The organism is Winogradskyella alexanderae (assembly GCF_020166335.1).
In the GTDB taxonomy this organism is placed as follows: Bacteria; Bacteroidota; Bacteroidia; order Flavobacteriales; family Flavobacteriaceae; genus Winogradskyella; species Winogradskyella alexanderae.
In genome coordinates this window covers 147,150-168,257 of record NZ_JAIUJR010000004.1, presented here as the reverse complement: position 1 = coordinate 168,257, position 21,108 = coordinate 147,150, and the positions used below count along the sequence as shown (strand labels likewise).

Sequence of the window (21,108 nt, the reverse complement as noted above, 5' to 3'; positions counted from 1 at the left end):
TGCTAGTTAGTTGAGATTAAAATTGTCGCTCTGGATGAAAGGGTTTTAAATCTAACGATGGTTTCTTATCCGAAATTATTTCAGCAACAAACAAACCTGTTGCTGTGCCCATGCTCCAACCCATCATAGCATGACCTGCAGCAATTGTGAGATTGCAAAATTTTGATGACTTACCAATGTAAGGAAGTCCATCTGGTGACACAGGGCGAAGACCACATCTAGCGTTTGATTTTTCTTGCTCTGTCGGTTCAATATTTGGATAGTATTGTTTTACAGCTCTACTAATTGCTTCAACTCGGACTTTATTGATGTTATGATTTATTCCTGCAATTTCCATTGTACCTGCAAATCTCGTGAAGCCATTCATAGGAGTTACCGCGACCTTTGCTTCTGCCAATATAGCTGGGACCGTTATTTTTGTTTTTTGTTTACTGTCTATGCGGTAACCCTTTCCTGCTTGCAATAGTAATTTTAAACCCATTTTCTTGACTAATTTTGCAGTCCAAGATCCCGAGGCTAATACAAATTCATCTGCAGCGACATTGAATTTTGTTGTTATTATGTTAGTGATTTTTCTGTCGCTAAATTTGAAATCCACTACCTCGTCATTACTTCGAAAAGTCACACCCACATCTTTAAGATGGGTTTTTAGTTGCGTCATAAATTCGTGGGGTGTGGAATGATGATCGCATTTATAGTAGGTACCACCAATTGAATTAATCTTAACATTTGGTTCAATACTTTCAATATCTCTTATTGAGTATTCTTGCGCTTCTAATCCAAGAGATTGTGCAAGTTTTAATATTTTTATTTCTTCCTCAAGCATTTTTTGAGTTTGACAAAGCATAATCAGTCCTTTTTTCTTGTAGTGAGCGTTTAATTTTTCGGATTTTATAATATCCTCAAACAATCTTTGACTAAGGATAGTTATATCGCGTATAACAGGTGCCGTTCTTTCAACATGTTTGCTGTTACACGAGGCATTAAATGCCCAAGCCCACTTTAAGAATTCCAAATCCATACGCGGTTTAACATAAAAAGGACTTGAAGGACTTAACATCCATTTCAACCCTTTTTTTACCACGCCAGGTGCGGAAAGTGGAATGATGTGACTTGGCGATAAATATCCTGCATTGACGTAAGAAGCACCGGAATCCAATCCAGATTTGTCTATAACTGTCACTTCATGTCCTTCTTTTTGAAGGAAATAAGCAGAACATAATCCAATTATCCCACCTCCAATAACAATTACTTTTTTACTCATTTTTAAATCACTTGAAATCCATGTGCAAAAGGGTCGTCCTCTTCATCAATATAAATAGTGTTATAACCATATATTTTGGCCCAGCCCTTTATACTCGGAATAATCGCAGGTATACCGTTTATTTCTGTCACCTCTTCGATTTTTCCAATAAAAGTGCTACCGATATAACTTTCATGAATAAATTCCTCTCCTAACTGTAATTTGTTTTTGGCATATAATTGAGCCATCCGTGCACTAGTGCCTGTACCACATGGTGATCGATCAATAGCCTTGTCGCCGTAAAATACCGCATTTCTTCCTGAAGAACTAGGATTTAATGGTTTGCCAGCCCATAGAATATGGCTTACATCACGAATGCTCTCATCTTCGGGATGAATAAAGCGTTCAGGATATTTTTCATTGATTCGTTGTCGTATAATCTGTGAAAATTGTATTAGTTGACCTGCGGTATAGTCTTGCATGCCAGAGAAATTATTTTGTGGGTCTATTATGGCATAAAAATTCCCTCCATAAGCAACATCAAAGGTTAAAACACCTAAGTCTGGACAGGCAATGGATAATGTTTCGGCGGCCAAATAGCTCTTCACATTTTTGAGCTTAACCCAGTCTATCTTGTCTTTTGTTTGCTTGTATTCTATTTCAATTAAACCAGCTGGTGCCTCCATTAATACTTTCCCAGTTTTTCTTGGCTTTATTAGACCTTCTTCAAGGCCAATTGTTATTGTACCTATAGTTCCATGTCCACACATGGGCAGGCAACCCGATGTTTCAATAAAGAGAATAGCAAAATCATTTTCTGGGTTATGGGCAGGATATAGGATACTACCACTCATGATATCGTGACCTCGAGGTTCAAACATCAAACCCGTTCGTATCCAATCATATTCGCTGATAAAGTGTTTGCGTTTTTCACTCATGTTTCTTCCAATCAATTCTGGACCACCTTCTTTAATAACCCTTACAGGATTCCCGCAGGTGTGCCCATCGATACAAACAAAAGTGTGCCTAGCCATAGATTATAATTTGTCTGAGGTTTGTTGGTTGTTTACTAGACGTGACAACTTTAGAGGGTTTTCATTTTTTAATTCATCTGGAAGTAAATGATTTGGCCAATCTTGATAGCTAAATGGCCTAACCCAACGCTTAATTGAATGAATGCCAACTGCTGTAAACCGACTATCAGTTGAAGCTGGATAGGGGCCTCCGTGAGTCATGGCAGGACAAACTTCCACTCCAGTGGGTACACCGTTAAATATGATACGCCCAACTCTATTTTTCAGGGTTGCTACAAGCTTTGGATATTTTGAGATTTCATCATCATGGGCTATTATAGTTCCTGTTAGTTGCCCCTCAAGTTTGGAAATTATCTGTTCTAATTGCTCAATAGATTTACACTGAACAATTAACGAAAAGGGTCCAAAAACTTCATGATGTAATTGAGGGTTGTCTAAAAAGGTGTCTCCACGCACTGTTAATAGTGCTTGCTGTGCAAAGTTAGGTTCGACATCTTGCTCGTAGTTTGCTACAACCATAGTTTGAGATTGAGAAATGGCTACATCTTTATTTTCATCATAAGACCATTTGATTTTTGGGTGGAGCATGCAGTTGGGTTCCTTTTTCAGAATCTCCATTGACAATGAATCAATAAACTTAGACAACTCCCCACTTTCAATGCCTAGAATAAGTCCAGGGTTGGTGCAGAATTGCCCAGTTCCTAAAGTAATTGACGAAGCATAGGTTTTAGCTAAGTCAGCACTCTTGGTTTTAAGGGCTTGAGGTAAGATTATAACCGGATTAATACTTCCCATTTCTGCAAAAACAGGAATGGGTTCTTCACGTGCTGAGGAAAGGTTGAATAAGGCTCTACCACCATTTATACTTCCTGTAAAGCCAACGGCTTTTATATTCGGATGTTTAACCAATATGGTACCAACTTCAATTCCTGAGCTATTCAAGTTTGAAAATACACCATCAGGCATTCCATTACTTTTAGCAGCTTTAAGTATAGCAGAGGCCACCAGCTCACCAGTGCCTGCATGCATTGGGTGCGATTTAACAATGACAGGGCAACCTGCCGCCAATGCAGAAGCTGTGTCGCCTCCCGCAGTAGAGTAGGCAAGAGGAAAATTACTAGCGCCAAAAACCACAACAGGGCCCAATGGAATAAGCATTTTTCGTAAATCTGGCTTTGGCAATGGTGTACGATCTGGGTTTGCTGTATCTATTGTAGCTTCAACCCAAGAACCATTTTCAACCAAATCTGCAAACATTCGCAATTGGCCAATGGTTCGACCTCTTTCACCTTTTGCCCTACCTTCTGGTAAACCTGACTCTGAGCAATACATATGAATTAACGCGTCATCTAGATTTAAAATTTCGTCTGCTATTGAACGCAAGAATTCGGCCTTCTTATATCCAGGAATTGTTCGATAATTCTTAAAAGCCTCATCAGCCAACCTTACGGCTTCATTAATTTCTGTATCTGAAGCTTCATAGAAAACGGATTCATTTTCAAAATTTAAAAGTGGATTGAAGGTTTTAAATGTTACTGTACCTTCGGAAGAGTAACGATATCCGATTCTATTTTTTCCTGTTATCATTTTAAATGGCTTTATAATCTGGTATTTCCGGTCTTGACTTTAAACTATTTTCAATTATTTGAATGACATGTTCCCGTTCTTTTCCACTAAGCGGTAATCGTGGTGCTCGCACATTTTCGGTTCCCAAACCTGTGTAGACTTCTGCAAGTTTTATATTTTGAACCAATTTAGGATTTATATCCAATTCCAATAGAGGGAGAAACCATCGGTATATTTTCAGGGCCTCTTCAATACGCCCAACTTTTTGTAGCTCATATATTGCCACAGTCTCTTTTGGGAAAGCGCAAACCAATCCTGCGATCCAACCATTTGCACCCATAAGTAAACTCTCTAAAGCTAGAGTGTCCACTCCAGTCATTATTTTGAGCCTGTTACCAAATCTATTTATGATCCTCGTAACATTAGATACATCTCTAGTTGATTCTTTTACGGCTTCGATATTTGGGCATGATTGAAGAAGTTGTTCAAACATCTCTAGGCTAACTTCGACTTTATAATCAACAGGGTTGTTGTATACCATTATTGGTAATCGCGTACTTTTGGCAACTGCAGTAAAATAGGCTACCGTTTCTCTATCTCCTGATTTGTAGCGCATGGGTGGTAACATCATTAATGCTTGGGCACCATCATCTTCAGCTTTTTTTGCACTCTCAATAGCATCTTTTGTGGTCTGCTCAGCTATGTTTATAAGAACAGGAACTTTACCCTTAACATGCGCTACGGTTTCTCTCGTTAGGATACGCTTTTCGTCATCTGTTAGGGTACTAGCTTCACCGAGTGTACCACCTAAAACGATTCCATGCACTCCAGCGTCTAGTTGCGCATCGATATTGATTTTGAACATTCTAAGATCAAGTTCATCGATGTTGTTGAACTTAGTTGTAACTGCAGGCATTACACCTTCCCAAACAATACCCATATTATGAGACTTTTAAAAAAGAATTGATGAGTTAAAGTTAATCTTATTTGAAATATTTCAATTAAAAACAAGGATGAAAAAAAGAAGTAAAGCATTTTTATGGCTTTAGGATTAGATCTAAATATGATATCTTTAAAATCCTATATTTTTATAAGAAACATTAATTCTCCATTTATTTCCATATGCATATTGAACCAAAATTAATTCGCTTTAACCAAAACGTACTTTCAAAATATCAGATTTACAACAGTATTTTTATGACATTGCCTTTTGATACGCTTTCAAAAACAGTTGTGCTATTGCCACTGTTTTATGAAACATGTAAAAATGGATTTGAAAACCAGGAAGATCCAACGGCAATTGTAGACACATTTTTCAAAAAATATCAAGCAAGACGCTCACCAAAGAGCCAGATTAACCTTCTTTTTAGATTTATACAGTATATCGAAAGACAGGTGGTCCTTTTTGATGCTGTTGAGGATGCAGCGTTTCCTATTGTTAATAACATGGAAGGTATTGGTTCTTTGAGGAGTCTAAAAGAAAATGCAAAGGCAGAAAATAAAATTGAACTACTTCGTGAATATTTAGAAGCCTTTAAGGTAAGAATAGTATTAACAGCGCATCCAACCCAGTTTTATCCAGGTACTGTTTTAGGCATTATTACAGACTTAGCAGAGGCAATAAAAGTAGACAACCTTACTGAAATTAGAAGTTTGCTGGGGCAACTAGGCAAGACGCCTTTTTTTAAGGATAAAAAACCAACACCATATGATGAAGCGGTAAATTTAATATGGTACTTAAAAAACGTTTTTTACCATTCCTTCGGTGGCATATATGATTATGTCCAAACCAACATATTTGATGATAAGGAGATTGAAAATTCAATTGTAAACATAGGGTTTTGGCCAGGAGGAGACAGAGATGGAAATCCTTTCGTAACGCCACAAATAACCTTAGATGTTGCCAGAAAGCTAAAGGAGTCCATAATAAAAAATTACATTAAAGACGTCAAGTATTTAAGACGGAGATTAACTTTTAAAGGGATTAGAGAACGCATTATTGATTTAAATCACAGACTTCATAACACCTTGCTACACAAAGACCATTCAACACGGATTACAATAGATGAATTTAGGAATGAGCTTTACGAAATACGAGATATTCTCATCAATGAGCATCAATCCTTATTCGTAGATAAAGTTACTATGCTTATAAACAGAACAACACTGTTTGGATATCATTTTGCAAGCTTAGATATAAGGCAGGACAGCCGTGTGCACGACGGCATGTTTAGAGCTTTGGTAAAAGAACTAATAGATAATGATACAGATTTGTTTCCAGAAAACTTTTTTGATTTATCATTAGAGCAACAATTAAAGCATTTGTCTGAAATAAAAGGAACGATAAGGGATGACATTATATTTAAAGATGAAATGGCAATAAATATTGTTGAGACAATTCGAGCAATGAAAACCATTCAAGAAAAAAATGGCGAAATAGCATGTAATAGATACATAATAAGTAATAACCAAACAACATTAAATGTACTGCAGTTATTTGCAATGCTTAAAATGGTTGCTTTTGGAGATAAATTAACAGCAGATGTGGTACCATTATTCGAAACGGTTACAGACCTTGAAGCATCGCCTGCTGTGATGGAAGAACTATATTCTAATTCCAATTACAGAAACCATTTAAAAGAACGTGGTAATAGGCAAACCATTATGCTTGGATTTAGTGATGGTACCAAAGATGGAGGCTATTTAATGGCTAACTGGGCTATTTTTAAAGCAAAGGAACGTTTAACAGCACTATCCAGAGCATACAAAATTGATGTTGTTTTCTTTGATGGTAGGGGAGGGCCACCGGCTAGAGGCGGTGGTAAAACGCATCAGTTTTATGCCTCTCTTGGCCCAACGATTGAGGACAAGGAGATACAGCTAACCATCCAGGGACAAACCATTAGTTCAAATTTTGGAACAATTGATTCTTCTCGATATAATATGGAACAGCTCATAAGTTCTGGTATTTCAAATAGGCTTAATGATAAGAATTTAGAAATGGATGTTGAGGATAAAAAAGTGATGGATGACCTCGCAAACTTGAGTTATCAGACCTATAGTGATTTTAAGAATCATCCAAAATTTTTACCTTATTTGGAACGGATGAGTACGCTTAAATTTTATGCGAAAACTAATATTGGGAGTAGACCTTCAAAGCGAGGTAAATCTGATAGTTTGGTTTTTGCAGATTTAAGAGCAATACCGTTTGTAGGTTCATGGAGTCAGCTCAAGCAAAACGTACCAGGTTTTTATGGCGTTGGTGCTGCGTTAAAACATTACGAGGAGAAAGGCGAGTTTGAAAAAGTTCAACATTTGTATCAAGAATCTAGATTCTTTAAAGCACTAATTGCAAATAGCATGATGTCTTTGTCTAAATCCTTTTTTAACCTAACGCGTTATATGGCAGATGATGATGAGTTTGGTGACTTTTGGAAACTAATTTATGATGAATATACAACTACGAAGCGACTTATTTTGAAGCTCACTGGTTCTAAAGCGTTAATGGAAGATGAGCCTGTGTCTAAGGCTTCAATTGATGTTAGGGAATCCATAGTGTTGCCTTTATTGACGATACAGCAATATGCATTAAAGAAAATTCAGGAATTGGAAAAGGACAAGATTAAAAACGAAGAACAGATTAGGGTATTTGAAAAAATGGTTACGAGGTCTTTATTTGGTAATATCAATGCAAGTCGGAATTCCGCATAAATAGTAGCATTAAAAAACCCTCGAGTAAAATCACTAAGAGGGTTTTTAACTAACAATTAATTATCTAAACAAACGATTTAAATACGTATTTAATGTTCATTCATCCTAAAATCAGGATAAGCGTCCATACCATGTTCATAACCATCTAATCCTTCTAGTTCTTCCCGTTCGGAAACTCTTATACCGACAGTTTTTTTCAATGTAAAAATTATTATAAATGAAGAGACAATACAAATAAGCGCATAAGAACCAATCCCAACTAGTTGACTTAAAAATTGGGCACCTCCTGCGAGGTTTCCAAAAAGACCTACCGCCAACGTTCCCCATATACCGCAAACAAGATGCACTGCAATTGCTCCTACAGGATCATCTAATCTAAGTCTGTCTATTAAGCTTACAGCAAAAACTATTAACGAACCAGCCACAGCTCCAATAATTATTGCATCTGTTGGACTCATTTGGTCTGCACCGGCAGTAATACCTACCAATCCTCCTAAAATTCCATTTAAAAACACGGTAAGGTCAAGATTTTTAAACATTATACCCGAAACTATTGCCGATACAGCCCCTCCAGCAGCAGCAGCTAAGCATGTTGTAACAAGCGTTAATGACGTTAATTCAGGATCTGCTGATAAAACGGAACCGCCATTAAAACCAAACCATCCTAACCAAAGAATAAGTACTCCCGCAGTTGCAATAGGAATATTGTGACCCGGTATTGCCTGTATTCTACCATCTTTAAACTTACCAATTCTTGCCCCAAGTAGACATACAGCCACTACTGCTGCCCATCCTCCTACAGAATGCACCAGTGTTGAGCCAGCAAAATCATAAAAAGGCGTATCTAAATTATCTAAGAAGCCACCTCCCCATTTCCACGAACCTGCAATTGGATAAACAAATCCTACATAAAGAATGGTAAAGATCATAAACGACCCAATTTTGATGCGTTCTGCCACTGCACCAGAAACAATTGTAGCGGCTGTCGCAGCAAACATACCTTGAAAAAGAAAGTCCGTCCAATAGGTGTAGCCTTTGTTATAAGATAGGTCTAACGAACCAGATTCAGTAAGTGGCGCTTCTAGTCCAAAACCTCCAAAACCTATAAATCCATTGAATTCTCCTGGATACATTAAGTTAAATCCAACAAGGCAATAAAGAAGAAGACCAACCGTGATGATAAATATATTTTTGAATAAAATGTTTATTGTATTTTTTTGACGCGTCAGGCCAATTTCAAGAAGTGCAAAACCTAGATGCATAAAAAAGACTAGCGCTGTACAGATCATCATCCATACATTATTTGTAGTAAGTGTTTCCATAATTTTATCTAAGCGTTTGTCCTCCTTTTTCTTTTGTTCGTATTCTGTAAACCTCTTCAATAGTTGAGATGAATATTTTACCATCACCAACTTCACCTGTCCCGGCTGAATCAAGAATGGCATTTATCGTTACCTCTTCAAAGTCGTCATTAACAACGATTGACAGGTATCGTCTTTGTATGTCGCTTGTGCTATAAGTAACTCCTCTATAGACATGGCCTTCTTTTTCATTACCTAAACCAGTAACATCCCAATAAGAGAAAAAGTTTACACCTACATCGTGCAGGGCATTTTTAACTGAAGAAAATTTTGATTTTCGAATAATTGCTTCGATTTTTTTCATGATTGTTCGGTTTATAGTTGTTCTAGCAAATGGTTCGTTAAAAGAACAAAAACAAAGTGAATTTACAGAAAGTAGTGTATAGGATATTGTTTGCTAAACAGCATTGTAAACCATACGCTAACAAGAATTTTTGCTCTACTAGTATGTAAGTCCTCTTAGCTAGGACTAATCTAAATATTATTTAGTATTCAGCAATACTGAGCTTTACTATTTTAGTCAAAATTATCAATTCGGAAAATTTAGATGCTTTCCATTGAAGATATCTCAACTATTTACAAAGAGATTATAAAATATAGTCTGTGCTTACAAAGTTTGATGCTCTAGAATCGAGCAATTCTTCCAAAATTGCATTATTGTAATAATTGTCCTTAGAGGCAACAAAGGTTCTTATTGAAAAAGACCTTAATGCATCATGTACACTGAGTGTTGCAACTGCTGAATCTTTCCGCCCTGTAAATGGATAAACATCTGGACCTCGTTGACAGGAGCTGTTTAAATTAACACGGCAAACAAGGTTTACCAGCGTATCTATAAGTGGTGCCAGTGTTTTTGTGTCCTTACCAAAAAGACTTACTTGTTGCCCATAATTTGATGATGCCATATCATCTAATGGTTCATTAATATCTGTAAATGGAATAATAGGAATAATTGGCCCAAACTGTTCTTCTTCACAGACGCGCATATCATTTTTAGCAGGATACATAATTGCAGGGAAAATATAATTATAAGTGGTTTGGCCACCTTTTTTATTGATTATTTGAGCTCCATTTTCAATAGCATCATCAATTAACTCTTTTATATAAGCTGGCTTATCAGGTTCTGGTAAAGGCGTAAGTTTAACACCAGCATCCCAAGGATTGCCAAACTTTAAAGCATCGATTTTTTCAGAGAAACGGCTATTAAATTCATCTGCAATATCTTTATGGACATAAAGTACTTTTAAAGCCGTACAGCGTTGACCATTAAAAGACGTTGTTCCTGTAATACATTCATTTATAGCCAATTCCAGATCTGCATCTGGTAAAATAATTGCTGGATTGTTAGCTTCCAGACCTAAAACCATTCTCAACCTATTACTCTTTGGGTGCACGTCTTGTAAGGCATTTGCAGATCTGCTATGTCCAATTAATGCTAATACATCAACACGTCCATCTTTCATTATCGGTGTTGCTACAGTACGTCCTCTTCCATAAAGTATATTCACCACACCCTTTGGGAAACTATTTTGAAATGCTTCTAACAAAGGTGAAATTAGTAACACACCGTATTTTGCAGGCTTAAAAATTGCTGTGTTGCCCATTATTAAAGCAGGTATAAGCAGGGCGAATGTTTCATTTAATGGATAGTTGTATGGACCCAAACAAAGAACTACCCCAAGTGGACCACGCCTAATGTGTGCATGTACACCGTCATGTTTGTGAAACTTTGCACTGTCTCTATCCATTTGCTTATAGTCCTCTATCGTATTATAGATGTATTCAACGGTTCTATCAAATTCCTTTTCCGAGTCAATTAAATTTTTGCCGATTTCCCACATGAGCAGTTTTACAACCTCCTCGCGCTTGGTTTTCATTTGTTTAACGAAATTCTCCATGCAGTTTATTCGGTCTGCAACTTTCATTGTAGGCCAAAGACCTTTTCCTTTACCAAATGCTTCTGAGGCAGCATCTAGAGCCATTAAAGCTTCCTTTTGTGTTAAAACAGGAATACTTCCAAGATGGGTTGGTTTGTAATCTTCAGTTGAGGAAATTGTAGAATAAATATCTGATGTGGCGCCTGTCCACTTAACCAATTCCCCATTTAATAAATAAGTAGTTTGATGGATTAATTGCTTTACTTTATACTTTTCCGGAATTTCGATAAACGTTGATGTCATGACGATTATTTTAAATAACACTGAAGTTACGATAAACTTTAACAAAAGAAGGTTAACTATTTGTTAAGTTGAAATTTATTAGAGTACCACAGCTTAAAGAGATTTTATTCTAGTCCAATTCTTCTCATTTTACACCGTTGGCAATTGTTACTGAAAGGATATGAGCCAAAAATATGGCTTAAAACTCTGTTATTTCATAACATTAAATACTTATACAACTACCGAAATCGATTTCGGTTATGAATTATGGTATTTTCTCATTAACAGCAGTCCATCAAATAAAAGATTTATAACTTCAGACAGAATAAAATCAATAACCCTTATGAATAAAAAGATTTTATTATGGTCTATAACGGCTGCGCTAGCAGGTTTTTTATTTGGATTTGATACAGTTGTGATTTCTGGTGCAGATAAAAAATTGCAAGTATTATGGCAGTCGTCAGATGCGTTTCACGGTTCCGTTGTTATGGCTATGGCCTTGTGGGGAACCGTCTTCGGAGCAATTTTTGGTGGAATACCAACAAATCGGTTAGGGCGAAAAACAACTTTGATTTGGATAGGATTGTTTTATCTCATTTCGGCATTAGGTTCAGCCTTGGTCAATGACCCATATAGTTTTGCACTTTTTAGATTTTTAGGCGGAATAGGTGTAGGTGCATCGACTATCGCTGCACCTGCTTATGTATCTGAAATCTCGCCAGCAAAGAATAGAGGTAAATTGGTTGCCTTATATCAATTTAATATTGTTCTTGGCATCTTAATCGCGTTTTTATCTAATTATCTCCTTAGAAATGTTGGTGACAATGCTTGGCGATGGATGATTGGTGTAGAGGCTTTCCCTGCCTTCATTTACACCTTGTTGATTTTTGTTGTGCCAAAGAGCCCTCGTTGGTTAATATCGAAGGGAAGGTATGATGAAGCAAAGCAAGTTTTAAGATTAATCAATCCAGAGGGTAATGCAGATTCATTTATAGAATATATTAAGCAAGAATCTAGCAATCAAAATACCGATGAAACTATATTTATGAAGAAGTATCGCTTTCCTTTGCTCTTAGCATTTTTAATTGCCATGTTTAACCAGTTTTCAGGGATAAACGCATTTCTATATTATGCGCCTAGAATTTTTGAAGAAGCAGGTCTGGGTGAACGTACTGCCTTATTGAGCAGTATAGGAATTGGGGTGACAAATTTAATTTTTACTTTATTTGGTGTGTTCCTAATAGACAGACTTGGGCGAAAGGTATTGATGTATGTTGGTTCTATTGGATATATTGTTTCGTTGAGTCTTGTATCTATAGCTTTTTATCAAAATTGGGAAGGCCTTGCGGTACCCATATTCTTGTTTTTATTTATAGCATCTCATGCTATTGGACAAGGTGCAATTATCTGGGTTTATATATCTGAAATATTTCCAAATCATTTGCGAGCAAGTGGTCAGTCCTTTGGAACATCTACACATTGGATTTTGGCAGCAATAATACCTTCTCTAGTGCCTGTGTTATTTGCAAGTATAGGTCCAGGGACAGTGTTTTTAATATTCGCAATTATGATGGTTTTCCAATTGCTATTTGTAATTTTTATGATGCCAGAAACCAAAGGTATTTCTTTAGAAGAATTGAGTAAAAAATTAATAAAAAATGAAATTTAAGTATAGCCTTTTTTCTGTTCTATTTGGATTTTTAATTACAATAACGGTGGGGTGTAAATCTGAGACTGAAAAAGCACCTATTATTGCAGAAAATGATGAAGAATTTTATCGACCAAACTATCACTTTACCCCAAAAAATAATTGGATGAATGATCCTAATGGCATGTTTTACTTAAATGGTAAATACCATTTGTATTTTCAACATCATCCAGATGATAATGTTTGGGGACCTATGCATTGGGGGCATGCAATTAGTGAGGATCTTATAAATTTTGAAGAGCAACCCATAGCTCTTTATCCAGACGATATTGGTCTTATTTTCTCTGGAAGTGCAGTTGTTGATTATGATAACACCTCAGGTTTTGGTGAAGACGGAAAAGTTCCAGTTGTAGCGATTTTCACATACCATAATATGGACGGAGAAAAAAGTGGCGATATTGATTTTCAGACTCAAGCTATAGCCTATTCGCTTGATGAGGGGACGACCTGGACCAAGTATGCTGACAATCCAGTGATATCAAATCCTGGAATAAAAGACTTTAGAGATCCAAAGGTGTTTTGGGATAACTGTAATTCAAAATGGATTATGTCATTAGCGGCTGGGAATAAAATTATGTTTTATAGTTCTGCGAATTTAAAAGAGTGGAAATTTGAATCAGATTTTGGAGAACTTAAAGGTGAGCATGGTGGCGTGTGGGAATGTCCAGATTTATTTCCAACGAAAATAGATGGTGAGGAAGATAAAAAATGGGTTCTATTAGTTAGTATTAATCCGTCTGGACCTAATGGTGGAAGTGCTACTCAATATTTTATCGGAGATTTTGATGGTAGTACGTTTTCTCTGGACAGCGATTTTAATAAACAGCTCGAAAAGAACAAAGCAGTTTGGTTAGATTATGGAAGAGATAATTATGCTGGAGTAACCTGGTCTAATATCCCTGAAGACGATGGCAGGAATTTATTCATCGGATGGATGTCTAATTGGGATTATGCGCGTGATGTACCAACATATAAGTGGAGAAGTACAATGACAATCCCTAGAAAGTTATCACTTGTCAAAGAAGAAAATGAATTTGTGGTGAAGAGTAAACCAGTTAAAGAGTTGGATAATTTTATTTCTAGAAAAGATGAAATTGAGGCCTTGACTCCAAAAGATTTTAATTTAGTACAAAAGAAGAATCACTTTGACTTAACACGATCTAGTTTAAATTTTGAGCTAACCGACTTAAAGGACGAACGCTATGAACTTAACTTATCAAATAACGAAGGTGATACACTAAAATTAGGTCTTGATAATATGTCAAAACAAATTTTTCTAGATCGAACAAAATCTGGTAAGCTTGATTTTTCAGAAAAATTTGCTCCTAATGTTTCAGTTGTTCAATTGGATAAGTCGTTGAGTGAGGTCCAAATTGAAGTTGTACTAGATAAAACTTCTATAGAGGTATTTATCAATAATGGTGAAATCGTATTAACTGAGCTTTTCTTTCCTAATAGTCCTATGACCAACCTTTCAATTTTGAGTGAGGATGATAATTTTCAGATTGCTGATATCACAATAAAAGAATTTAGTTTTCAATAATATGTGCACTGTTACTTGTTTTGGTGAAGTTTTATGGGATGTATTTCCAGATCACAAGAGCATTGGAGGCGCGCCACTTAATGTTGCCATTAGGTTAGCTTCATTTGGCAATAAAGTCAATATGATTAGTAGTGTCGGTACGGATAATGATGGCAAGAAATTAGTCGGTTTTATAGAAGAAAATGGTGTCAATACAAACGGGATACAAGTATGCTCAAATTTTAAAACCAGTAACGTTGTAGTATCTCTTGATGATAATGGATCTGCAACTTATAAAATCGAAAAACCATGTGCTTGGGACGATATCCATATTACAGATATATTAAGATCTATTACATCAAACTCTGATGTATTCATTTATGGTAGCCTTTGTGTTAGATCTGAAAAATCCAAGTCTACTTTAATGCATTTACTCAACTACGCAGGTTTTAAAGTCTTTGATGTAAACCTTAGAAGACCACATTATGAAAATGAGGATTTGTTTGATTTAATGTTAGTAGCCGATTTAATAAAATTTAATGATGACGAGATTGCTGAGATTTGTGGTAATCTGAATTTTGAATCTGAATCAATAGAGGACATGATCAAGTTTATTTCTCATAGAACTAGGACTAATTTGATTTGTGTCACATTAGGACGTAACGGAGCAGTATTCTATAAAAAAGGTAAATTTTATAGAAATGATGGCTACAATGTCAAGGTAAAAGATACTGTTGGAGCAGGTGATTCGTTTTTAGCAACCTTAATTGACGGTTTAATGGGGCAAATAGATATACAGATTGCATTAGATAGAGCATGTGCAATTGGTGCAATTGTAGCCTCAAAGAATGGCGCTACTCCAACAATATCAAAAAATGATATTGATCGCCTCATAAATACATAGGATTCCAATTAGGATGATTTTCTCAAAATAAGATCCGTATCAATTGTAATGGTTTCATATTTAAAATCTTCTCCTTTTTGTCTACTTTCAATTTCTTTAAACAGAAGTCCTACTGATTTTTCACCTAAATTTTGTGGATTTTGTTCTACGGATGATAAAGTTGGGGATATTACAGAAGACATAAACCAATTGCTAAAACCAAATACTGCAATTTCTTCAGGGATTTTAATTCGTTTTTCATTCAGGTAGTTAATCACACCAATTGCAGTTAAATCTGTAATGGCATAAATGGCATCAACATTGAATTTATCTTTTTCAATTAATTTTTTCGCATTAGCATAACCTTCATCATAATTTGCATTTGGACATAAGTACACTAAGGATGAGTCGTATGCAATACCATTATCCTCAAGGGCCTTTTTATAACCTAAAAACCGATCAATGGAATTTTGTGGGTTTAAACCTCCTCTGAAGTAAGCTATTCTTTCATAACCTTTATTAATTAAATGTGTTACTACATCATAGGACGCTCTGATATCATTAATAATAACCCTAGAGCATTTTATTAACTTGGTGATTTTGTCAAAAAGAACTAAAGGTATCCCATAATCAATAACACGTTGTAAATGCTTAATGTCTTTTGTGCTATTGGCAAGTGAAATTAATATTCCATCAACACCTTTATTTAAAAGAAGACTTATTTGTTTCCTTTCCAGTTCATAGTCTTCATTAGACTGCATTATTATCACCATATAGCCTTTTTTTTCGCATTCTTTCAATATTGCATCTAAAATATTCGAAAAGTAATAGTGTACCATACTAGGTATAATCACACCAATAGTCTTGGATTCCCTACTCCTTAAACTTTGTGCAAAGGTGTTTGGGCTGAAATGGAGGGAGTTAGCCAAATCAATTACTTTCTTTTTTGTTTTGGCACTTACATCAGGATAATCTTTAAGCGCTTTCGAAACTGTTGAAATAGAAATTCCGAGGATTTCTGCAATTTCTTTTAGGGTAGTTTTTTTCATTTCAGTCCTTTGATTAAAAATATGTGTCGGTTAAAACAAATAATGTGAATTTGGCTAAAAATATTAATTCCGAAACATTTTACGAAAAGCTTTTCGTAAATATTTTTAGGATTTTATTAAGAAAATTTTGTTGTTCTCTTAAAAAAAGGCCATTTTAGACCATTAATTAATATTTATTTAACAATATTTTGTTAATCTAATAACTTTCTAACCAAATACTAATAAAACTAACTAAGTATGACACAAAATCTATTAAGAAAAATTTTAAGTAGTTTTTTCTTGGTTTTGGGCAGCATTATGTATGCCCAGACTGTGACAGGTACTGTCTCGGATGTAACAGGTACATTACCTGGAGTTAACGTGATAGTTAAGGGGACCACTAATGGTGTCCAAACCGACCTCGATGGTACATACACCTTAAACAATGTAGCCTCAGATGCTGTGATTGTTTTCAGTTATCTCGGTTATAAAACCCAAGAGGTTGCTGTTAACGGACGTTCTGTAATTGATGTAACGCTTGAAGAAGATGTTGCACAATTGGAAGCAGTAGTTGTAGTAGGGTATGGTAATCAGGTCAGAAAAGAGATTACGACCGCTGTAACAAGCGTTAGTGAAGAAGAGTTTAACAAGGGTGTAATTAACAATGCATCACAGTTACTTCAAGGTAAAGTTGCCGGTCTCTCCGTTTACAACAGAGGTGGTAATCCAAACGACAGTGGTGTTATAAGACTGAGAGGTCTTTCTACCGTTGGTGGTAACACAGAACCTTTGGTTGTAATCGATGGTGTTCTTGGACAATCCTTAAGTAATGTAGATCCAAGTGATATTAAGAACATCACAGTATTAAAGGATGGTTCTGCAGCCGCGATTTATGGTTCTAGAGCATCAAGTGGTGTAATCTTAGTCACAACGAAATCAGGACGTACTAACCAGCCATTTTCAGTAGACTATAATGGACAATATGGTGTGTCTGATGCAATCAATCCAGTTGAAATTATGAACCGTCAACAGTTTTTGGCGACTGGAGGTACAGACCTAGGAAGCGATACTGATTGGGTTGATGAGGTAACAAGATCGGCATTTTCACAGGTTCACAATATAGCAATGTCTGGTGGTGCAGAAAATACCAACTACAGGGTTGCAGTGAACTACAGGGATACTGAAGGGATTTTAATTAATTCTGGATTTGAGCAGTTAAACATAAGAGGTAATTTTACAGGTACTTTATTCAATGATAAATTAAGAATTAACTTTAATTCAGCATTTACGCAAAGAGACAGTGATTTTGGTTTTAATGAAGCATTACGTTATGCTATCGTTTATAACCCAACAGCGCCTGTTTTTGGTGATGATGCACCATTTGCATTTAACTCTGAACAGTTTGGAGGTTACTTCGAAACTCTAGGTTTATTTGATAGTTTCAATCCAGTCTCTATTGCGGAGCAAAACAGAAATGCTGGTGCCACAACTACGATTAACTATAATGCGGATTTCAGATATTCATTCACAGATGATTTATCTGCAACTTTAAATGTTGGTCAACAGGTAAGCAGAACAGATAACAACCAATACTATCCAACAACGTCATTCTTTAGAGGTGGTGCGGTAAGCCCATTTAGAAAAGGTAGAGCAGACTTCTACAGTAATGAGGCAAGATCTAAGACTTTGGAATTATTTGGAACCTATAATAGAACTTTTAATGACTTCTTTAGAATGAAATTAGATGGTGGTTATTCTTTCCAAGAAAATGATTTTAACGAAAACTATTTACAGGTTGGGGATTTTCCTCCAGGTGTAAACTTTGATTTCAGTAATGCAATTGAGGTGTCTCAAGATTTAAACGAAGCAGGAAGGGTAATTGCTAATAGTGGAAGAAATGATGACGATAGAATTATTGCATTCTTCTTGAGGGGTAATTTTACTTTTGACGATGCAATCTACTTAAGCGCATCTATACGACGTGAGGGTTCTAGCCGCTTTGGTGCAGACAACCAATGGGGTACATTCCCATCTGTTGCCGTAGGTGCAGACTTAAATAACTATTTACAATTAGATAATGTATCTTTGTTAAAAGCACGTTTAGGCTATGGTGTAACAGGTGCAATTCCTCCTGGAGTTGGTTTATCTCAAACATCATTTAATGTAATTAATGGTGCTGGTGGATTTGGTTCTTCATCTACAGGTATTGGTACAAGACTTGCAAATCCAGACTTAAAATGGGAAGAAAAGCGAGAGCTTAATTTTGGTATTGAATTCGCAATGGACCGATTATCCGCTACTGTAGATATTTATAACAGAGATATTGTAGACTTTATTAGTAACGTTCAAATTGATGCTGCATCTAATAATGGATTTACAAATCAGTTCCAAAATGCTGGTGAGTTAAACACCAAAGGATTTGAATTAACAGTTAACTACGATATTGTAAGAAATGACAAAGTTAATTACAACATGGGTCTTGTAGCTTCAACATATGAAACAGTACTAGAGAAAAACGCTGGTGGTGATCGTATGATCGCTAACTTAGGAGCTCCTGGTCAAAATGATACAGAAGTAATTCTAGTAAGAGAAGGTGACGAAGTTGGTCAAATTTGGGGTCCGGTATTTACTGGTGAAGTAGATGCTAATGGTTCTCCTATACTAGCAGATATTAATGGAGACGGTAGTGTTATCGCTGATCAAGGTTCTGCCTTGGCAGATAATGGTGACTTTACTGTTCTTGGTCAAGGTTTCCCAGATTGGGAAATTGGATGGACACATCAGGTACAATACGGAAATTGGGATTTAAATGCTTTCTTCAGAGGTGCATTTGGACACAGTTTGGTTAATTCATTCCGTGTGTTCTATGAGCCAAGAATTGGATCTCAGTCCTCTTATAACTATGTAAATACAGAATTAGCTAGGGATGATATTAGAACTGCTCAGTTTAGTTCTTACTATGTTGAGAAAGCGGATTTCTTAAGACTAGACAACTTAACTATAGGATACAATTTTGACTTAGGTGATAATACATTCCTAAAAAGTGCAAGAGTTGCTATTACAGCACAGAACCTATTTACGATTACGGATTATACTGGTGCAGATCCAGAGCCTGCTTTCCAAGATAGAGGTGCCGTAGATAACGGTGGAGACCTTGCTAATCCAGATGTATTAGCTCCAGGTATCGATAGACGTTACAACTATTTCCAAAATCGTACGATTACGTTAGGCTTAAACCTTAAATTTTAATAAAAATTGAAATGAGAAAAATGAGAAAAATGATGAAAAAATCTTTATTAGTATTCTTAGGTGTATTATCTACAATGTTTTACACCTGTACGGATCTTGAAGAAGTATTGGAAGATGAGTTAACAACTGAATTTTCCGATGATGGCGTGCCAGATAACTCTGGTGAGACTGCTGGCGGTGTATTCCCTTCAGGGGCATTAGCTGCAGCTTATGGAAGATTAAGAAATGGTTCTGCTGGACACGGTAGTTACTATTCTGTACAAACGGTTTCTTCTGATGAGATGGCCATAGGTCAAAAAGGTGGTGACTGGTTTGATGGTGGTATTTGGTTAGACATGCATAGACATACATTTAATCCTGCAAATGGACCTTTAAATGGTACATGGGTGGATGCTTATGGAGGTATTGCAGAAACTAATTTGGCCCTTGACGGTAGTTTGTCACCAGAGGAAGAATCCCAAGCCAAGGTTATTAGATCTTTCTTTTACTGGAGATTATTAGATTTGTATGGAAGAGTAAAAATTATTACAACTCCGGGAGCCGATGCGCCACAGTCAACACGGGCTGAGGTATTTGATTTTGTTGAGCAGGAATTGTTAGATGCATTAGGTATCCCTGCCGTTACAGGTAGCATGGATTTATCCGGTAGTAATTTGGGAACAGGTCAAGAGCCATATATTGTTAATCAATTTGCTGCTTTAGGTCTGTTAGCAAAATTATACTTGAATGCAGAGGTATATACAGGTACAGCAAGATGGCAAGAAGCGGAGTGGGCAGCAAGTTATATTATAGACAACGGCCCATATCAACTTTGTGGTGATGGTTGTTCTGTTTTAAACTTGGCAAAACGTCCTAATGTTCCATCTGATCCAGATGAATTAACGGGTTATGCTGCAGTATTTGCACCAAACAACCAGTTTAATCCTGAAATGATTTGGTCTATATACTATGACGAGTCAAATGCTGGTGGGATGAACTTCTCTCAGATGAATTTGCACTATAGTTCACAACAAACCTTTGCACTAGATGCACAGCCATGGAATGGTTATCAAGTGTTGGAAGAATTTTATAACAGCTATGACAATAATGATTTAAGGAAAGAGGCTAACTTCTTAGCGGGTGCACAAACAGATTTTGACGGTGCTGATTTATTGGATTATGCTTCTGATGATCCAACTATTGTTGTAGAATATACGCCTGAAATTAGTGAATTAGAACCTAACTCTGTAAGACAGAGTGGTACAAGAGCGAAGAAGTTCAGTTTCCAATTATTTGGTAGACCAGATATGAACAACGATTATCCAATTGTACGTTTAGGAGATGTTTACTTAATGCGAGCAGAAGCAATGGCAAGAAATGCAGGAAACTGGAATATGGCATTGCCAGATGTTAATACAATAAGAGCAAGAGCGGGTCTTGATCCATTAGCTGCAATAGATGCTGACGGTTTCTTCGATGAAAGAGGAAAGGAAATGTTCCAGGAATCAAGCAGAAGAACTGATAGAATCAGATTCGGTAAATGGGGTGAATCTTGGTGGGAAAAAACTAACAGTGATGCTTACAGAACAGTATTCCCAATTCCTCAAGAGCAAATAGAAGCCAGTGGCGGAAGTTTAACGCAAAACCCAGGATATTAATTTAATT

At 36.3% G+C, this 21,108-nt stretch carries 14 protein-coding genes; 6 read left to right on the top strand and 8 right to left on the bottom strand.

Translation table 11 applies throughout. The features are described 5' to 3' along the window. Window positions 1-16: 16 nt before the first annotated feature. From LBU54_RS08020 to LBU54_RS08005, 4 genes are read right to left on the bottom strand one after another with little or no spacing between them, the layout of a single operon-like run. Window positions 17-1,264 (bottom strand): NAD(P)/FAD-dependent oxidoreductase, encoded by a 1,248-nt coding sequence (locus LBU54_RS08020; RefSeq protein ID WP_224528121.1) that lies wholly within the window; start codon window positions 1,262-1,264, stop codon window positions 17-19. 2 nt (window positions 1,265-1,266) lie between these two features. Next, a complete protein-coding gene (locus tag LBU54_RS08015; protein ID WP_224528117.1) occupies window positions 1,267-2,277 on the bottom strand; it encodes a 4-hydroxyproline epimerase in 1,011 nt (336 codons plus the stop codon). A 3-nt stretch (window positions 2,278-2,280) separates the two neighbouring features. After that, on the bottom strand, window positions 2,281-3,864 hold the full coding sequence (locus LBU54_RS08010; protein WP_224528116.1) for an aldehyde dehydrogenase (NADP(+)): 1,584 nt from the start codon (window positions 3,862-3,864) through the stop codon (window positions 2,281-2,283). Between the two features lies 1 nt (window position 3,865). Then, complete coding sequence (locus LBU54_RS08005; protein ID WP_224528114.1) at window positions 3,866-4,783, bottom strand: dihydrodipicolinate synthase family protein; 918 nt, start codon at window positions 4,781-4,783, stop codon at window positions 3,866-3,868. 182 nt (window positions 4,784-4,965) lie between these two features. Here LBU54_RS08005 and LBU54_RS08000 point away from each other — a divergent pair, with 182 nt between their 5' ends. After that, window positions 4,966-7,554: a phosphoenolpyruvate carboxylase gene (locus tag LBU54_RS08000; RefSeq protein ID WP_224528113.1), complete on the top strand. Its 2,589-nt coding sequence runs from the start codon at window positions 4,966-4,968 to the stop codon at window positions 7,552-7,554. An 89-nt stretch (window positions 7,555-7,643) separates the two neighbouring features. Here the strand turns inward: LBU54_RS08000 and LBU54_RS07995 are convergent, their stop codons facing one another. The 3 genes from LBU54_RS07995 to LBU54_RS07985 form a co-directional block, all read right to left on the bottom strand. Then, window positions 7,644-8,876 carry an ammonium transporter gene (locus LBU54_RS07995; protein WP_224528263.1) on the bottom strand — a complete coding sequence of 411 codons (1,233 nt, stop codon included), beginning with the start codon at window positions 8,874-8,876 and terminating at the stop codon, window positions 7,644-7,646. A gap of 4 nt (window positions 8,877-8,880) precedes the next feature. Further along, complete coding sequence (locus tag LBU54_RS07990; RefSeq protein ID WP_224528111.1) at window positions 8,881-9,219, bottom strand: P-II family nitrogen regulator; 339 nt, start codon at window positions 9,217-9,219, stop codon at window positions 8,881-8,883. 283 nt (window positions 9,220-9,502) lie between these two features. After that, a complete protein-coding gene (locus tag LBU54_RS07985; RefSeq protein WP_224528110.1) occupies window positions 9,503-11,095 on the bottom strand; it encodes an NADP-dependent glyceraldehyde-3-phosphate dehydrogenase in 1,593 nt (530 codons plus the stop codon). A gap of 322 nt (window positions 11,096-11,417) precedes the next feature. On the opposite strand from LBU54_RS07985, the gene LBU54_RS07980 reads away from it, so the two are divergent. The 3 genes from LBU54_RS07980 to LBU54_RS07970 are packed head-to-tail and all read left to right on the top strand — an operon-like array spanning window position 11,418 to window position 15,208. After that, on the top strand, window positions 11,418-12,743 hold the full coding sequence (locus LBU54_RS07980; protein ID WP_224528109.1) for a sugar porter family MFS transporter: 1,326 nt from the start codon (window positions 11,418-11,420) through the stop codon (window positions 12,741-12,743). Beyond that, window positions 12,733-14,325 (top strand): glycoside hydrolase family 32 protein, encoded by a 1,593-nt coding sequence (locus LBU54_RS07975; protein ID WP_224528108.1) that lies wholly within the window; start codon window positions 12,733-12,735, stop codon window positions 14,323-14,325. Before LBU54_RS07980 ends, LBU54_RS07975 begins: the two co-directional genes overlap by 11 nt. Before the next feature lies 1 nt (window position 14,326). Next, window positions 14,327-15,208 carry a carbohydrate kinase family protein gene (locus tag LBU54_RS07970; RefSeq protein ID WP_224528107.1) on the top strand — a complete coding sequence of 294 codons (882 nt, stop codon included), beginning with the start codon at window positions 14,327-14,329 and terminating at the stop codon, window positions 15,206-15,208. 8 nt (window positions 15,209-15,216) lie between these two features. Here the strand turns inward: LBU54_RS07970 and LBU54_RS07965 are convergent, their stop codons facing one another. Next, on the bottom strand, window positions 15,217-16,236 hold the full coding sequence (locus tag LBU54_RS07965) for a LacI family DNA-binding transcriptional regulator (protein ID WP_224528106.1): 1,020 nt from the start codon (window positions 16,234-16,236) through the stop codon (window positions 15,217-15,219). Window positions 16,237-16,473: 237 nt separating this feature from the next. Here LBU54_RS07965 and LBU54_RS07960 point away from each other — a divergent pair, with 237 nt between their 5' ends. Beyond that, entirely contained in the window at window positions 16,474-19,464 is a 2,991-nt protein-coding gene (locus LBU54_RS07960) for a SusC/RagA family TonB-linked outer membrane protein (RefSeq protein WP_224528103.1), read from the top strand. Between the two features lie 11 nt (window positions 19,465-19,475). Beyond that, window positions 19,476-21,101 carry a RagB/SusD family nutrient uptake outer membrane protein gene (locus LBU54_RS07955; protein ID WP_224528101.1) on the top strand — a complete coding sequence of 542 codons (1,626 nt, stop codon included), beginning with the start codon at window positions 19,476-19,478 and terminating at the stop codon, window positions 21,099-21,101. Window positions 21,102-21,108 lie beyond the last annotated feature (7 nt).

Excerpts from the sequence above, each read along its gene's own strand:
- LBU54_RS08020 (WP_224528121.1), bottom strand. The coding sequence starts at position 1,264 with ATGAGTAAAAAAGTAATTGTTATTGGAGGTGGGATAATTGGATTATGT.
- LBU54_RS08015 (WP_224528117.1), bottom strand. The coding sequence starts at position 2,277 with ATGGCTAGGCACACTTTTGTTTGTATCGATGGGCACACCTGCGGGAAT.
- LBU54_RS08010 (WP_224528116.1), bottom strand. The coding sequence starts at position 3,864 with ATGATAACAGGAAAAAATAGAATCGGATATCGTTACTCTTCCGAAGGT.
- LBU54_RS08005 (WP_224528114.1), bottom strand. The coding sequence starts at position 4,783 with ATGGGTATTGTTTGGGAAGGTGTAATGCCTGCAGTTACAACTAAGTTC.
- LBU54_RS08000 (WP_224528113.1), top strand. The coding sequence starts at position 4,966 with ATGCATATTGAACCAAAATTAATTCGCTTTAACCAAAACGTACTTTCA.
- LBU54_RS07995 (WP_224528263.1), bottom strand. The coding sequence starts at position 8,876 with ATGGAAACACTTACTACAAATAATGTATGGATGATGATCTGTACAGCG.
- LBU54_RS07990 (WP_224528111.1), bottom strand. The coding sequence starts at position 9,219 with ATGAAAAAAATCGAAGCAATTATTCGAAAATCAAAATTTTCTTCAGTT.
- LBU54_RS07985 (WP_224528110.1), bottom strand. The coding sequence starts at position 11,095 with ATGACATCAACGTTTATCGAAATTCCGGAAAAGTATAAAGTAAAGCAA.
- LBU54_RS07980 (WP_224528109.1), top strand. The coding sequence starts at position 11,418 with ATGAATAAAAAGATTTTATTATGGTCTATAACGGCTGCGCTAGCAGGT.
- LBU54_RS07975 (WP_224528108.1), top strand. The coding sequence starts at position 12,733 with ATGAAATTTAAGTATAGCCTTTTTTCTGTTCTATTTGGATTTTTAATT.
- LBU54_RS07970 (WP_224528107.1), top strand. The coding sequence starts at position 14,327 with ATGTGCACTGTTACTTGTTTTGGTGAAGTTTTATGGGATGTATTTCCA.
- LBU54_RS07965 (WP_224528106.1), bottom strand. The coding sequence starts at position 16,236 with ATGAAAAAAACTACCCTAAAAGAAATTGCAGAAATCCTCGGAATTTCT.
- LBU54_RS07960 (WP_224528103.1), top strand. The coding sequence starts at position 16,474 with ATGACACAAAATCTATTAAGAAAAATTTTAAGTAGTTTTTTCTTGGTT.
- LBU54_RS07955 (WP_224528101.1), top strand. The coding sequence starts at position 19,476 with ATGAGAAAAATGAGAAAAATGATGAAAAAATCTTTATTAGTATTCTTA.